The following is a 14,740-nucleotide window of genomic DNA, read 5'->3' as shown; positions in this document are numbered from 1 at the left end:
GACAAGAACTGAAGTTAACTGAATGAAGTGAACATCGACACACTCTTCGGTGACGGCCCTGGACTTGCTTGACATCGTCCCGACGACACTTGATCCTTCGTGCGGCCCAACCCGCGACACGGAGGAGGGACCGGTGGAGACCGAGACGCTCCCCGTCCGGCTCCGGATCCTTCGGCAGCGCCACTGGGACGAGCCCATCACGCAGCCCGTCCTCGGCCGACTCCTCGGCGTCAAGGCTCCGACGATCTCGTCCTGGGAACGGGCCGACGGACCGGCCGTGCCTCCCCCGGAACGACTCGCCGCGTACGCCACCTTCTTCGCGAGCCGGCGATCGCTCGAAGCCGACCGGCTGCTCGACGACGCCGAGCTCACCGCGTCAGAGCGGACCGACCGCGATGCACTGCTCGCCGACCTCCTGCGCCTCCGGCAGCAGGCGCTGAGCAGTTCTCCGGCCGACGACCTCGACCCGTGGGTCTTCCCGGACGGCGCACCCGTGCGGATCATCTGCGGCCGGCTGGCGGATCCACCCCGTACAGCGCGCGGCCAGCGCTGGAACTACATGGCACTCAGCGCCTACGGCGACCTCGACGCGCTGGTGGAGCTGTACGGCCATATTCGGGCCCGCAACCCCGAGTCGGACGTGCAGTTCGAGCTGGCCGGCCGGCTCGAGGGCGATGACCTGCGAGCACACCTGATCCTGCTCGGTCACCTCGCCTGGAGGCAGACCGACCTGCGTCATCTGCTGCCCTCCGACTTCCCGGTGCGGCAGACCGGGGACGAGGGGATCGAGGACGGTGAGATCTTCGAGGTAGCCGGCACCGGCGAGCGGTTCGGCCCTGTCTTCGTGGTCGACGGCGACGATCGGCGGGTGGTCGAGGACGTCGGCTTCCTGGCCCGGACGCCCAGCCCCGTGGACAGCGCGCGCACCCTCACCGTGTGCAGCGGGGTGTACACCCGCGGGGTCTACGGCGCCGTCCGGTGCCTCACCGACCGCCGGCATCGCGCCGACAACGCGAGCTACCTCCACCGCCGCTTCGCACAGACACCGACGTACGGCGTGCTGATGCGGGTTCGCGGCACCGACCACGCCATCGGCACCCCCCGGCTCGGCGACGACGCCGTGCGACTCTACGAGTTCCCGACCGCCTGATCGCGTACAGCTAGATTGCATGCGTGACCGCGATCACCATCCGCAACGTCCCTGAGCACATCCGGGACGAGCTGGCCGCGCGTGCGGCACGCAGCGGGCAGTCGTTGCAGGCATACCTGCTCGCGGAACTCGCTGCGCTGGCCACCACACACCATCCGGACGACTGGTGGGCACAGGTCCGGGAACGTGCACAGACCTACCACGGCTCGGCATCGTCGGATGACATTGTCGAGGTTCTGCGCGAGGTCCGTGGCGAGTGAGGCATCCCCGAGGCCGTCTCGTCGTGAACGCCTCTGCCATCGTCGCGGCATTGGGCCCTCCCGATCCCGTTGCCGAGCGGGTCGTCGCCACGATGGCGGGCCACCGGACCGTCGCCACGCAGATGCTGCCATTCGAAGCCGCCGCCGCGCTTCGGAAGATGCAGCTCCGCGGGGCCATCGATGAGATGAGTGCGAACTCGGCCCATCGAGATGTCCAAGGCCTTCCCATCGACCTGTGGCCTCGGCGCCCGCTCGCCGAACGAGCGTGGGCACTTCGTGCGAGCGGCAGTTGCTACGACGCCTGTTATGTCGCCCTCGCCGAGCTGACCGACGCCCCGCTCATCACGCTCGACCGTCGGCTGGCACAGGCTCCAGGCCCGCGCTGCCGGTTCGTGACGCCGGAGGAGTAGACCGCCGCTCCGCAAGTGCGACGGTCGCACCGAGCGGTTCGTCTGCTGTCAGCCGGCCGACTTCATCAGCTGCGACACCCGCTGTGGGGACACACCGAGCACAGCGGCGACGTCTCCGCCGGTGAGGCCGACCCTCTCTTTGAGGTGATGGGCAAGCGCGCTCCAGCGCCGTGCCGCGTCCTTCTGCGCCTGCTCGGCCTCCCGTGTCGCCCTGCGCGCCTGCTCGACCTCGGCAGCCACGCCGGCGCCGAGATCAGGGCGGATGTCGAACTCGAAGCTGCCAGGATCGGCGTCGTAGAGCAGTGCGAGATAGTCACGCACCATGCGGTCGGCACCGGCGATGGTGTGTGACTGGGTAGCGCCGACCTCAGCGCCGTCTGCGTCGACGATGAGGAGCTCCCAGCCGCGCGCCCATCGCTTCGCCTGGACGGTGTAGGTGCTCACTGCAACCACCCTTCCGGCAGGCAGGCCAGCTGCTTGCCGATGCTCTGCACGACTCCCGGAGAGACGTGCTTGTGCCGTGGCACGAGCGTGATGTGCCTGCCGCACGGGCAGATCCACTTGGTGTGGTCTCCACGGTCGGACTTGACCGCGCAGCCCTGCTGCAGGAGTACTGCCTCGACGTCGCGGCGCTTCATCTCCTTGAACACCACAAGGCTAAATCTAGCCCCTCTAGATCACAAGGCTAAAGGGGGGATAGAGAACATCGTCACGCTCGACCGTCGGCCGGCACAGGCTCCGGGTCGGCGCTGGGGGTTCGTGACGACGCCGGAGGCGTGAACGAGCGTCGCTCCACCAGCGGCAACGACCGCAGCTGCCGCTCCATGTGCCACTGCAGGTGGGCGGCCACGAGCCCGCTGGTGTCGCGGCGGGTGGCCGGTGCGGCGGCATCGGCGGTGTCCCAGTCGCCGTGCAGCAGGGCGTCGAGCAGCGCGAACGTCTCTCGCGAGGGCATGACCGAGCCGGGCGGGCGGCAGCGCGGGCACACCGCCCCGCCGGCGGCGATGTTGAACGCCGGGTGCGGGCCGGGCTCGGCGCAGCGCGCGCAGTCGTTGATCGCAGGGGCCCAGCCGGCGTGCGTCATCGCGCGCAGCAGGAACGCGTCCAGCACGAGCGATGGGTCGCGCTCCCGGCCGGACAGAGCGCGGATCGCTCCCACCAGCAGCAGGTACACCCGCATCGCGGGCTCGCCCTCCTCCGCGACGAGACGGTCGGCCGTCTCGAGGATGGCGCAGCCCGCCGTGTAGCGGGAGTAGTCGCCGACGATGCCCACGCCGAACGCGTCGACGGTCTCGGCCTGCGTGATGATGTCGAGCGAGCGACCGGTGTAGCACTGCACGTCGACGTGGTTGAACGGCTCGAGCCGCGCACCCCAGCGCGACCTCGTGCGCCGAACCCCCTTGGCCACGGCGCGCACCTTGCCACGGCGGCGGGTGAGCAGCGTGACGATGCGGTCGGCCTCGCCGAGCTTCTGCACCCGCAGCACCAGGCCGGTGTCGCGGTAGAGGCTCACCGCGCAAGCCTACGGCTGTCAGGCGCGCGGCCGCGCGTACCGGGCCGTGCAGAGCGGCACGAACACCAGCAGGAGAAGTGCCGTCCAGCCCAGTGAGGCGACCACGGGATGCTCCAACGGCCAGGCCCCGTTCGTCGGTGCCGTGGGGTTGCCGCAGAGCTCGCGGACGGCCGCCGCCAGCGCGCTGACCGGGTTCCAGTCGGCGATCGTCCGCAGCCAGGCCGGCATCCCCGCCGTCGGGACGAAGACGTTCGACAGCATCACCACGGGGAGGACGAGCACCGACAGCTGCCCCGCCGTCTCCTCCTTCCCGATCAGCAACCCCAGGAACATGCCGATCCAGGCGGCCGCGAACTGGAACGCCACCAGCAGCCCCAACGCGCCGAGCGCCGGTGCGATCCCGGTCTGGATCCGCCAGCCGACCAGCATGCCGCAGACGGCCATCAGCAGCAGGCAGAGCAACCCGTAGACGGCGGTCGCCGCCGCCTGCCCGAACGGCACCGCGACCCGCGAGATCGGCATCGAGCGGAACCGGTCGACGACACCGCGCCCGCTGTCGCGCGCCATCGTGATCATCGACGGGATGATGTTGAACGCGGTGGTGGCGAACAGTCCGGGCACGAGGAACTCGCGGTAGTCACCCGAGCCGGGCACGGCGATGGCGCTGCCGAAGATGTAGCCGAACACGAGCACGAGCACGACCGGTGCGGAGAGGGTGAGGACGATCCCGGCCGGGTCGTGGCGCAGCTTCAAGAGCACACGCGCGGCAGCCGCGGCGCCGTCCACGGCCGGACGGGAGCGGGTGGGCGTCATCGGGATGGTGCTCATGCCGCTGCCTCCTCCTGCAGGGACCGGCGGCCGACGAGGTGCAGGAACACCTCGTCGAGCGTCGGACGGCGAATGCCGACGTCGAGCACTGCCACGCCTGCCGCGTCGAGCATGCGCACGACGCTGGGCACGGTGACGGCCGCGGCGGCGACCGGTGCGCTGATCCGCAGGGCCGCCTCGTCGATCTCCGGCTCACCACGGGTGTACGCAGCGAGCGCGGCCGCGGCGGCGGGCAGCTCGGCAGGAGTCTCGACCAGGACGTCGACGCGGACGCCGATCGAGTCCTTGAGGGCGTCCGGGCTGCCGGTGGCGACCGCGCGTCCGCCGTCGATGATCACGATGTCGTCGGCCAGCCGGTCGGCCTCCTCCAGGTACTGAGTGGTGAGCAGCACCGTGGTGCCGGCGGCCACCAGCTCGCGGACCGTCGTCCAGATCTCGGTGCGGCTGCGCGGGTCGAGACCGGTCGTCGGCTCGTCCAGGAACAGCACGGGTGGCGCGACGACCACGCTCGCGATCAGGTCGAGCCGTCGGGACATTCCGCCCGACCAGGTCTTGACCAGCCGGTCGGCGGCGTCGGCGAGGTCGAAACGGTCCAGCAGCTCACCGGCCCGTTTCCGGGCGCCGCGGCGGCCGAGGTGCTGCATCCTGCCGAGGATCTCCAGGTTCTCCCGGCCGGTGAGGTCGTCGTCGACGGCGGCGTGCTGCCCGGCGAGGCCGATCGAAGCGCGCACCCGCGCCGCGTCCCGCACGACGTCGTGGCCGAGCACGGAGGCTCGTCCGGCGTCGGGCACGGTGAGGGTGGCCAGCACGCGGATGGCCGTGGTCTTGCCTGCCCCGTTGGGCCCGAGCACGGCGCACACGCTGCCGCGAGCGACCTCGAGATCGAGCCCGTCGAGCGCCCGCACCGGGCCGTACGCCCGCACGAGGCCCTCTGCTACCACTGCACCTGTCATCGGTCCTCCCTTACTGCAATCAGTGTTCGCAGTAGAAGAGTAGCCGACTGGGTACACTGTTCGCAAAGGAGGCGCCATGGCCCGGAGCATCTGGCTGCGCCAAGAACGGTCAGGCCGAGGGCCCGCGCCCGAGCACAGCAGGACCCGGATCGCCGCGGCCGCGGTGGAGCTCGCCGACGAGGGCGGTCTCGACGCCGTCTCCATGAGGAAGGTCGCCGCCGCCATCGGTGCGGGCGCCGCATCGCTCTACCGCTACGTCGAGACGCGCGACGAACTGCTGGAGCTCATGGCCGACGCGGCCGCCGGGGAGATCGACATCTCCCGGCCGCCGTCGGGCGACTGGCGGGCCGACCTCGTCGCGCTGGCCCACGGTCTCCGGGACGTCTACCGGCGCCACCCGTGGATGCTCGACATCTCTCCAGGGCGCGTCGCCCTCGGCCCCAACACCGTGGACGTCCTGGAGTACGCGCTCACCACGATGCAGGATCTCGACGCGCCGACCACGGCCAAGATGGAGGCGTTCGCCCTGCTCAACGGCTTCGTTGCGCTACTCGTGCGCACCGAGAAGGACCTGGGCGGACAGACGACGGAATGGCACGAGGCGCAGGCGGAGTTCCTCGCCTCGGTGGTGACCGCCGGGCGGCACCCGCACCTCGCGGCGGCGTTCGCCGACCCGTCCCCCGCGCCGCCCCGGGACACCGACATGCTCGAGGGCGTACTGCCCCGGGTGCTGACCGGGCTGCTCGACACGAGCGGCGACCGGCCATGAGGTGAGCGCGGGCGGACAGTCAGAACCCGAGCTTGCGCAGCTGACGCGGATCGCGCTGCCAGTCCTTCGCGATCTTGACGTGGAGGTCGAGGAACACCTTCGTGCCGAGCAGCGCCTCGATCTGGCGGCGGGAGTCGGTGCCCACCTGGCGGAGCCGCTCTCCGCCCTTGCCGATCATGATGCCCTTCTGGCTCTGGCGCTCCACGTAGATGCTGGCGTGGATGTTCAGCATGGGCGCGGCCTTCTCGTGCCTGCCCTCGCGCGGCACCATCTCCTCGATCACCACGGCGATCGAGTGCGGCATCTCGTCGCGCACGCCCTCCAGCGCCGCCTCCCGGATCAGCTCCGCGACCAGCGTCTCCTCCGGCTCGTCGGTGAGCTCCCCGTCCGGGTAGAGCGGTGGCCCCTCCGGCAGCCGCGCGACGAGGAGATCCGAGAGCAGGTCGACCTGGAACCCGTCGACCGCGGAACACGGCAGCACCTCGGCGAAATCCATGAGCCCGGAGAGCTGCGTGAGCCGCTCGGCGATCTGCTCGGGCCGCGCGATGTCGGTCTTGGTGACGATGCCGAGCACGGGCGTGCGACCGGCGACCGACCGCAACTCGTTCACGATGAACTCGTCGCCACGGCCCACCGGCGCATCGGCCGGCACGCAGAAACCGATCACGTCGACCTCGGCCCACGTCTCGCGGACGACGTCGTTGAGCCGGCTGCCCAGCAGCGTGCGCGGCTTGTGCAGGCCCGGGGTGTCGACCACCACGAGCTGCGCGTCGGGCCGGTGCAGGATGCCGCGGATGGCGTGGCGCGTGGTCTGTGGCCTGCTGGACGTGATGGCGATCTTCGAGCCGATCAGCGCGTTCGTCAGCGTCGACTTGCCGGCGTTGGGACGTCCGACGAAGCAGGCGAAGCCGGAGCGGAAGTCGTCGGGGACCGACGCGAACCCGTCGGTCACCGTGCGCCCCGCGCGGTCTGAGCCGTCATGCCGCGTTGAGCGGGGCGATCCGCTCACCCGTGAGGCGCTCGAGGATCTCCCGGCCGATCGGCATCGCCGCGGTGGCGGCAGGCGAGGGCGCGTTGAGCACGTAGAGGACGGAGCCCGCGCCGCGCTCACCGTCGGCGCCGCCCTGCGCGACGAACAGGAAGTCGTCGACGAGCGACCCGTCCGGCTTGACGGCCTGGGCGCGCACGCCCGCGCCCGAGGGCGTGAGGTCCTCGGCCTGCACGTCCGGCAACATCCGCTGGATCTGCTGAACCATGGCCTTCTTCGACAACGAGCGGTGCACCTCACCGAGCCCGTAGCGCCAGTGCTTGCGGGCCAGCCGCATCATGCCCGGGTAGGCCAGCGACTGGGCCAGCTCCTTCGGCTTGATCGTGCCCCACGAGTACCCCTCGCGAGCCAGCGCCAGCACGGCGTTCGGGCCGGCGTGGACGTGCCCGTCGATCCCGCGCGTGGCGTGCACGCCCAGGAACGGGAACGCAGGGTCGGGCACCGGGTAGATCAGGCCCTTGACCAGCTCTGCGGCCCGAGCGCTGAAGCCCGCGTACTCCCCGCGGAAGGGGATGATCCGAACACCTGGGTCGGCGCCGGAGGCCTTCGCCAGCTCGTCGCCGCGCAGCCCGGCACAGACCACCACCTGCTTGGCCAGCAGGTCGGTGCCGTCGGTGCGCACGACGACGTCCTCACGGCGGCGCACCAGCCGCAGCACCGAGCGGCCGAGCTGGATCTCGCCGCCCTCCTTCGCGACGAGCTCGCCGAGCTTCTCCGCGACGGCGCGGTAGTCGCAGATGCCGGTGGACGGCACGTAGAGGGCGGCGATCCCGCGGACGTGCGGCTCGTGCCGGCGCATCTCCGTCTGGTCGAGCTCGTGCGCCTCCACCCCGTTGGCGGCACCGCGCCGGGCGAGCTCCGCCATCCGCGGCAACTCCTCGGGCTCAGTGGCGACGACGAGCTTGCCGGTGACCTGGTGCGGCAGGTCGTGCTCGCGGCAGAACGCCACGGTCTCCGCGCAGCCGGCCACGGCGAGGCGTGCTTTCAGGCCGCCAGGGGCGTAGTAGAGCCCGGAGTGGATGACGTTGGAGTTGTTTCCGGTCTGGTGAGTGGCGAGGCGCGGCTCGCGCTCGAGCACGGCGACCGAGCGACCCGTGCGGGCCACGGCGTGGGCGGTGGCGAGGCCGACGATGCCGCCGCCGACCACGACGACGTCGAACCTCGGTGTGGCGGGGAAGGTCATGCGGGAGTCTCCGTGGAAGTCTGCGAGGCCGGAATCTGTGTGGTGGGGGCCTGCGGGCGATGGATGTGCCGGACGGCGCCAGTGGGGTCGGCGCGCAGGACGTGGGCGGCGGGAGCGAGATCGTGGACGGCGGCGAGTGAAGCGCCGTCGATCGAGTCGGACGCGGTGACGACCGCGGCGGCCTCCAGCCCGGGAGCGCCGCTCGACACGGCAGCGGCGACCGCGGCCTGCAGCGCGCTGAGCGACAGCGACGGGAGCGCGACCGAGGTGGCGGAGTACGTGCGGCCGTCGGTGTCACGCACGGCAGCGCCCTCAGCAGCTCCCGTGCGGGCACGCGCCGAGCGGGCAAGCGTCACGATCTTGGCGTCCTCAGGGTCGAGTACCTCCCCCGAATCACGCTGGTCGGACATCGCTCTCCTCCCGACGGCCGGCGCGTTCTGCGCCCGCATCGTCCCGTTCCTCGTCGTCCCCGCCCGCCTCCACCGGCTCAACGAGCACGGTGTTGATTCGGATCCGGCCGCGGGCGTCCTTTCCACCTTCGGCGAGCAGCCGCAGCCCGGGTACCTCGGCCTGTGCACCCGGAAGCGGCACCCGGCCGAGCTGCTGGGCGAGCAGGCCACCCACCGTGTCGACGTCGGCGGCTTCCAGCACGTCGCTGAGCAGGCTGTCGACGCCGTTGGCCCCGGGGAACAACTCCACGAGGTCCTCCACCGGCAGGCGCGCCGAGACCCGGAGCCTACGACCGTCGAGCTCCTGGACGTCGGGCACCTCCTCGGAGTCGTACTCGTCGGTGATCTCGCCGACGATCTCCTCCAGGATGTCCTCGATCGTGACCACACCCGCGGTGCCGCCGTACTCGTCGACGACGATCGCCATGTGGTTGCGCGTGCGCTGCATCTCCTTGAGCAGTTCGTCGATGCGTTTGCTGTCGGGGACGAACACCGCGGGCCGCATCACGCTCTCCAGCGGGTCGACCGCCTGGTCGGGCCCGGCGGAGCCTGCGCCCTGCACGGCCTGGACGAGGTCCTTCAGGTAGGCGACGCCCACGATGTCGTCGATGCTCTCGCCGAGCACCGGGATCCGCGAGTAGCCGCTCTTGAGTGCCAGCCGGAGCACCTTCTCGACCGGCGTGTCGCGCTCGGTCCACACCACGTCCGGACGCGGCACCATCACCTCACGCACGAGCGTGTCGCCCAGCTCGAACACCGAGTGGATCATCTGGCGCTCGTCCTCGTCGACCACGCCGCTGGTGCTCGCCATGTCGACGAGCTCGCGCAGCTCCACCTCGGAGGAGAACGGGCCCTGCCGGAACCCTTGACCGGGGGTGATGGCGTTACCGATGAGGATCAGCAGCTTCGTGAGGGGGCCGAGCAACGTGGCGAGCGCGCGGATCGGCGCCGCGACGATCATGCCGACGCGGTACGGGTGCTGACGACCGAGCGTGCGTGGGCCGACCCCGATCAGCACGTAACTCACCACGACCATGATCCCGCCGGCGATGAGCGCCGCCATCCACACGGGCTGCATGGTCTCCACCAGCGCCACGGTGAGCAGGACGGTGGCTGCGGCCTCGGCGGCGAGCCGCAACAGCAGCAGCAGGTTGACGTGGCGCGGGCGGTCGGCCACGACCGCGGCGAGGGCACGCGACCCGGGCCTGCCCGCACGGACGAGCGCGTCGACCCGGGCTCGGGAGACCGAGTTGAGCGCGGCGTCGGCTGCCGCGAACAAGCCCGCGAGCGGGACGAGCAGGACCGCGATGACGATCAGCGGGGTGCTCATGACGAGGCCGTCAGCTGTCTTCGAGCCCGACGGTGCCGAGCACTGCGTCGTCGCTGCGACGCTGGGCCTCGCGAGCGGCGGTCTCCGCGATGGCGGCGCGCCAGTCGGTGAGGAGCTTGTTCTGCAGGGCGAACATCTCGCGTTCCTCGTCGGGCTCGCCGTGGTCGTAGCCGAGCAGGTGAAGCACGCCGTGCACGGTGAGCAGGTGCAGCTCGTCGGAGAGCGTGTGGCCGGCCTGACGGGCCTGTGCCTTGGCGAACTCCGGGCAGAGCACGATGTCGCCGAGCAGCGCGGGCCCCATGTCCGGGGCGTCGGGCCTGCGGGACTCCTCGGTGAGCTCGTCCATCGGGAACGACATCACGTCGGTGGGACCCGGCTCGTCCATCCAGCGCTCGTGCAACTCGCTCATGACTTCCGTGGTGACGGCCAGGATGCTCAGCTCGGCTGCGGGGTTGACATGCATCGCGTCGAGGGCGTGCCGCGCCACCGAGGCGATGAGCGACTCGTCCACGGTGACGCCGGACTCGTTGCATACCTCGATCGACACCCGTTAACCCCTGATCCGGCCGCTGATGAACAGGGGCCCAGCCTAGCCCGTGGCCGTGGGTAGGTTCGGCTGCATGGGCACCACGGCATCCGTCACGAATTGGGCGGGCAACATCGTCTTCGGAGCCGGCAGCTTCCACAGGCCGGACTCCGTTCCTGCGCTGCAGGAGCTGGTGGCGGGGAGCGACAGGATCCGGGCCCTGGGCACCGGGCACTCGTTCAGCCCGATCGCCGACACGACGGGCGACCTGGTGTCGCTCGCGGCCCTGCCGAAGATCGCGCACATCGATCCCGACGCCGCCACCGTCACGGTCTCCGCCGGGACGCGCTACGGCGAGGTGACCGGGATGCTGACCGCGGCAGGCTTCGCCCTTCCCAACCTCGGCTCGCTGCCCCACATCTCCATCGCGGGTGCCTGCTCGACCGGCACCCACGGCTCAGGGAACGGGAACGGCGCCCTCGCGACGGCCGTGTCGGCCATCGAGCTGGTGGGGGCCGACGGCGAGCTGCGCACAGTGCGCCGGAGTGACGCCGAGTTCGCCGGCTCCCTGGTCGCCCTCGGCGCGCTGGGCATCGTCACCACACTCACCCTCGACCTGCACCCGGCCTTCGACATGCGGCAATGGATCTATGAGGGCCTGCGCGGGTTCGACGACGTCGAGGAGGTGCTGGCGGCCGCATACAGCGTCAGCCTCTTCACCTACTGGACGGGCGAGGGCTTCGAGCAGGTGTGGATCAAGCAGCGCGACACCGACCCCGAGCCCGCGTTGCGCTGGCTCGGCAGCACCCGCGCCGACGGCCCGCGGCACATGGTGCGTGGGGTCGACCCGCAGCACTGCACGCCGCAGCTGGGCGTGGTGGGCCCGTGGAACGAGCGGCTGCCGCATTTCCGGTTGGAGTTCACTCCGAGCAGCGGTGAGGAGTTGCAGTCGGAGTACCTGATTCCGCGCGGCTCGCTCGTCGACGCCTTGCGGGCCCTCGACCGGATACGCGACACGATCGCGCCCGTCCTGCAGGTGTGCGAGATCCGCTCGATCGCCGCCGACGACCTGTGGCTCTCCCTCGCCCACGAGCGTGACAGCGCCGCGGTGCATTTCACCTGGGTCGCCGACACGGCCGCCGTGCTCCCGGTGGTGGCCGCCGTGGAGGCCGTACTGGAGCCGTTCGGTGCGCGGCCGCACTGGGGCAAGGTCTTCGGCGTCGAGCCGGACGCGGTGCGGGCGCTGTGGCCGCGCCTGCCCGACGTGGAGCGGCTCCTGCGCCGGCACGACCCCGCAGGCAAGTTCCGCAACGCGATGGTGGATCGCTACCTGCCGGCCTGACGCACCTGGCCCGGCGCGGAAGTCCGCGCCGGGCCAGGAGAGCCACTCGTCCGTAGAGCCTGCGGCTCAGCCTCCTGCCTGAGGAGCCGGCTGACCGCCGGATGCGGTCTGCCGCGCGCAGGTCGTGTCCTGCGCCGGGAGCGTGAGATCCACGAGGTAGCGCGTGGCAGCCTCGTCCGCGCAGGCGTTGGCACCCTGGAGCGCCACCGTGTGCCCGTCGTTCTCCACGGTCAGCAGCCGGGCCTTCATCTGCTTGGCCAGCGACACACCGTCCTCGTACGGGGTGGCCGGGTCCCCGGTCGAGGAGACGACCAGCACGGTGGGCAGGCCTGGCGCCTCGACGGGCCCGGGCTGGCTGGTGGGTGGCACCGGCCAGAACGAGCACTGCTCCAGCGCGTCGGACGGCCCGACACCCGCGTCGTAGAACGGCGCGATCTCCAGCGACTCCTTGCTGATCTCGAGCGCGACGTTCCGGTCGGTGAGCCGGTCCGAGTCGACGCAGTTGATCACGGGGAAGGCTTCCAGCAGGTTGCTGTAGCTGCCGTCAGGTGCCCGTTCGTAGTAGGCGTCGGCCAGCCGCAGCAGGTTGGTGCCGTTGCCCTGCGTCACCTGCACGAGCCCTTCCTGCAGGAAGCCCCACAGCGACTCGGAGTACAGCGCGGTGAGCACGCCGGTCATGGCGTCGTTGTAGCCCAGCTTGCGCCCGCCCTCGGCCGTGACCGGCGTGTTGATCAGCGGCCGCAGGAGGTCCTGCAGCTTCTTCGACGCGCCGGGCGCGTCCGTGCCCAGCGGGCATCCGGCCTGCCCGACGCAGGCCTTGGCGAAGTTGTCGAAGGCCCGTTGGAAGCCACGGGCCTGCGTGAGCCGCGACTCCACAGGGTTCAGCGAGGGGTCGACCGCGCCGTCGAGCACCATCGCGCGCACCGACTGCGGGAACTGCTCGGCGAACTCGGAGCCGATGTGCGTGCCGTAGGAGTAGCCGACGTAGTTCAGCTTCTCGTCACCCACCACCTGGTGGGCGATCTGCAGGTCACGGGCCACGTCCCGGGTGCCCACGTTGGCGAGCACGTCGAGGCCGACGCGGTCGGCGCAGCGCTGCGCGAACTCCTTGTACTCCTTCTCGGTCTGCGCGACGCCCTCCGGCGAGGTGTCGAGATCGAGGTCCGCGCGTTCGGCATCGATCTCAGCGGTGTCGGAGCAGTCGATCGTGGGCTCGGAGACGCCGACACCGCGCGGATCGAACCCGATCAGGTCGAACTTCTGGGCCACCTCGCCGTTGCCGATCAGGCCGGCGATCGACGGCAGGAAGCTCACGCCGGAGCCACCAGGGCCGCCCGGGTCGGTGAACAGCGAGCCGATCCGGGCCGCCGGGTCGAGCGCCTTCTGCCGGAGCATGGCGATCTTGGCGGTCTTGCCCTCCGGGTTCGCGTAGTCGAGCGGCACCTCGAGATAGGTGCAGTCGAACTTGGGGTCGGCGAAGGTCTGCCGGTCGGCAGCCGTGCGCGCGAAGTCGGTGCAGGGGCCCCAGGACAGCTCCTGGGACAGGAAACGATCGAGCCCCGGCTGGGCGGGCGCCGGTGCAGGCGCCGCCGCGGCCACGGGCGGGACGGCTATGGACAGTCCAACCAGGAGCGTGAACGTGCTCGCGACGACCGCGCGACGGGACAACCTCACGAAGGGGAATCCTGTCGGTGTTACGTCCCCCGGGCAACCACCGGGATCGGCACGGCGGTGTCAGCGCCGGCGCGATCGCCTGTCCTGCGGCGGGCCCGTGCGCGGCGCCGCCGACCGCAGGTTCGGCCGCTCGTTGCCGGCGTCCCAGCGCGCGTAGGCGTCGACGATGTCGGCCACCAGCCGGTGGCGCACCACGTCGGTGCTGGTCAGCAGGGAGAAGTGCACGTCGTCGACGTCGCCGAGGATGTCGCGCACCACGTTGAGCCCCGATCGGGTGCCACCGGGCAGGTCGACCTGCGTGACGTCACCGGTGACCACGATCTTGGAACCGAACCCGAGCCGCGTCAGGAACATCTTCATCTGTTCGGGCGTGGTGTTCTGCGCCTCGTCCAGAATGATGAAGGCGTCGTTGAGCGTGCGGCCGCGCATGTACGCGAGTGGCGCCACCTCGATGGTGCCGGCCGCGATCAGCTTCGGGATCGACTCGGGGTCGATCATGTCGTGCAGCGCGTCGTAGAGCGGGCGCAGGTACGGGTCGATCTTCTCGTAGAGCGTGCCGGGCAGGTAGCCGAGCCGCTCCCCCGCCTCCACGGCCGGGCGGGTGAGGATGATCCGGTTGACCATCTTGGCCTGCAACGCCTGCACGGCCTTGGCCATCGCGAGGTAGGTCTTGCCCGTGCCGGCCGGGCCGATGCCGAAGACGATGGTGTGGGCGTCGATGGCGTCGACGTACCGCTTCTGGTTGAGCGTCTTGGGCCGGATCGTCTTGCCGCGGCGGGACAGGATGTCGAGGCTCAGCACCTCGGCAGGGGACTCCCCGATGCGGGCGCGCTCATCGGCCTCGCCGTCGGCGAGCATCTCGACGGTGCGCCGCACGGCGTCGGTGGAGACCTGCTGCCCCCGCTCGGCGAGCATGATCAGCTCGGTGAACACCCGCTCCGCGAAGGCCACGTCGGCCGGGGATCCGGTGAGGGTGAGCTCATTACCTCGGACGTGGACGTCGGCGTCGAGCAACTCCTCGGCGACGCGCAGGCTCTCGTCGCGCGAACCCAGCAGCGCGAGCAGAGCGGTGTCCGGAACGGCCATGCGGGACTGGACGGGATCCGGATGTGACAAGGGCTGTGCCGCCTGCTTTCCATCTGCTGGGACTCTGCTGCCTGAGGACCCTCCGATGTTACCGCCCCACCCCGACAGAACGCCCGGCCTTTCCGTCGCCGATGCATCCGCGTTCGGCCGAGTGAGGTCCGGCACCTACCGGAGCCCCGCACGTCATCCGGTGTTTACCTTGGGTGGCCGGTTTGCCGT

At 70.8% G+C, this 14,740-nt stretch carries 17 protein-coding genes; 5 read left to right on the top strand and 12 right to left on the bottom strand.

Translation table 11 applies throughout. The features are described 5' to 3' along the window. Positions 1–133 precede the first annotated feature (133 nt). From ABD743_RS33115 to ABD743_RS33105, 3 genes are read left to right on the top strand one after another with little or no spacing between them, the layout of a single operon-like run. On the top strand, positions 134–1,150 hold the full coding sequence (locus tag ABD743_RS33115; protein ID WP_344726849.1) for a helix-turn-helix domain-containing protein: 1,017 nt from the start codon (positions 134–136) through the stop codon (positions 1,148–1,150). A gap of 23 nt (positions 1,151–1,173) precedes the next feature. Next, positions 1,174–1,410 (top strand): FitA-like ribbon-helix-helix domain-containing protein, encoded by a 237-nt coding sequence (locus tag ABD743_RS33110; protein ID WP_344726847.1) that lies wholly within the window; start codon positions 1,174–1,176, stop codon positions 1,408–1,410. Between the two features lie 23 nt (positions 1,411–1,433). Continuing rightward, positions 1,434–1,820, top strand: a complete 387-nt coding sequence (locus tag ABD743_RS33105; protein WP_344726845.1) for a type II toxin-antitoxin system VapC family toxin — start codon at positions 1,434–1,436, stop codon at positions 1,818–1,820. A 48-nt stretch (positions 1,821–1,868) separates the two neighbouring features. Here ABD743_RS33105 and ABD743_RS33100 read toward each other — a convergent pair whose 3' ends face one another. Genes ABD743_RS33100 through ABD743_RS33080 form a run of 5 tightly spaced genes read right to left on the bottom strand, consistent with a single transcriptional unit; the run spans position 1,869 to position 5,114 of the window. Next, positions 1,869–2,264: a hypothetical protein gene (locus tag ABD743_RS33100; protein ID WP_344726843.1), complete on the bottom strand. Its 396-nt coding sequence runs from the start codon at positions 2,262–2,264 to the stop codon at positions 1,869–1,871. Further along, complete coding sequence (locus tag ABD743_RS33095) at positions 2,261–2,473, bottom strand: type II toxin-antitoxin system HicA family toxin (protein ID WP_344726841.1); 213 nt, start codon at positions 2,471–2,473, stop codon at positions 2,261–2,263. The genes ABD743_RS33100 and ABD743_RS33095 overlap by 4 nt, the downstream gene beginning before the upstream one ends. A 56-nt stretch (positions 2,474–2,529) precedes the next feature. Continuing rightward, on the bottom strand, positions 2,530–3,333 hold the full coding sequence (gene recO, locus ABD743_RS33090) for a DNA repair protein RecO (RefSeq protein WP_344726839.1): 804 nt from the start codon (positions 3,331–3,333) through the stop codon (positions 2,530–2,532). A gap of 18 nt (positions 3,334–3,351) precedes the next feature. After that, positions 3,352–4,161 (bottom strand): ABC transporter permease, encoded by an 810-nt coding sequence (locus ABD743_RS33085; protein WP_344726837.1) that lies wholly within the window; start codon positions 4,159–4,161, stop codon positions 3,352–3,354. Further along, a complete protein-coding gene (locus tag ABD743_RS33080; RefSeq protein ID WP_344726835.1) occupies positions 4,158–5,114 on the bottom strand; it encodes an ATP-binding cassette domain-containing protein in 957 nt (318 codons plus the stop codon). The genes ABD743_RS33085 and ABD743_RS33080 overlap by 4 nt, the downstream gene beginning before the upstream one ends. Positions 5,115–5,190: 76 nt before the next feature. Between ABD743_RS33080 and ABD743_RS33075 the strand changes: the two genes are divergently transcribed. Continuing rightward, positions 5,191–5,883, top strand: coding sequence for a TetR/AcrR family transcriptional regulator (locus ABD743_RS33075; RefSeq protein WP_344726833.1), 693 nt, complete (start codon positions 5,191–5,193; stop codon positions 5,881–5,883). A gap of 19 nt (positions 5,884–5,902) precedes the next feature. Here the strand turns inward: ABD743_RS33075 and era are convergent, their stop codons facing one another. From era to ybeY, 5 genes are read right to left on the bottom strand one after another with little or no spacing between them, the layout of a single operon-like run. Then, a complete protein-coding gene (era, locus tag ABD743_RS33070) occupies positions 5,903–6,835 on the bottom strand; it encodes a GTPase Era (RefSeq protein WP_344726831.1) in 933 nt (310 codons plus the stop codon). Positions 6,836–6,860: 25 nt separating this feature from the next. Next, positions 6,861–8,114 carry an L-2-hydroxyglutarate oxidase gene (lhgO, locus tag ABD743_RS33065; RefSeq protein WP_344726829.1) on the bottom strand — a complete coding sequence of 418 codons (1,254 nt, stop codon included), beginning with the start codon at positions 8,112–8,114 and terminating at the stop codon, positions 6,861–6,863. Further along, positions 8,111–8,524, bottom strand: coding sequence for a cytidine deaminase (locus tag ABD743_RS33060; protein WP_344726827.1), 414 nt, complete (start codon positions 8,522–8,524; stop codon positions 8,111–8,113). Before ABD743_RS33060 ends, lhgO begins: the two co-directional genes overlap by 4 nt. After that, complete coding sequence (locus ABD743_RS33055) at positions 8,508–9,893, bottom strand: hemolysin family protein (protein ID WP_344726825.1); 1,386 nt, start codon at positions 9,891–9,893, stop codon at positions 8,508–8,510. The genes ABD743_RS33060 and ABD743_RS33055 overlap by 17 nt, the downstream gene beginning before the upstream one ends. A gap of 10 nt (positions 9,894–9,903) precedes the next feature. After that, a complete protein-coding gene (ybeY, locus tag ABD743_RS33050; RefSeq protein WP_241037845.1) occupies positions 9,904–10,440 on the bottom strand; it encodes an rRNA maturation RNase YbeY in 537 nt (178 codons plus the stop codon). 73 nt (positions 10,441–10,513) lie between these two features. Between ybeY and ABD743_RS33045 the strand changes: the two genes are divergently transcribed. Then, the gene (locus ABD743_RS33045; protein WP_344726823.1) at positions 10,514–11,761 is read left to right on the top strand and encodes a D-arabinono-1,4-lactone oxidase; all 1,248 of its coding nucleotides are present in this window, start codon (positions 10,514–10,516) and stop codon (positions 11,759–11,761) included. A gap of 66 nt (positions 11,762–11,827) precedes the next feature. Here the strand turns inward: ABD743_RS33045 and ABD743_RS33040 are convergent, their stop codons facing one another. Both ABD743_RS33040 and ABD743_RS33035 read right to left on the bottom strand, forming a co-directional pair. Beyond that, positions 11,828–13,435 (bottom strand): alpha/beta hydrolase, encoded by a 1,608-nt coding sequence (locus tag ABD743_RS33040; protein WP_344726821.1) that lies wholly within the window; start codon positions 13,433–13,435, stop codon positions 11,828–11,830. A gap of 60 nt (positions 13,436–13,495) precedes the next feature. Continuing rightward, entirely contained in the window at positions 13,496–14,521 is a 1,026-nt protein-coding gene (locus tag ABD743_RS33035) for a PhoH family protein (RefSeq protein ID WP_344726819.1), read from the bottom strand. Positions 14,522–14,740 lie beyond the last annotated feature (219 nt).

Origin of the sequence: Pseudonocardia yunnanensis (assembly GCF_039534065.1) — a bacterium.
Lineage (GTDB): Bacteria > Actinomycetota > Actinomycetes > Mycobacteriales > Pseudonocardiaceae > Pseudonocardia > Pseudonocardia yunnanensis.
Note: the sequence above shows the minus strand (reverse complement) of the source record. Positions and strands in the feature narration are given on the sequence as shown.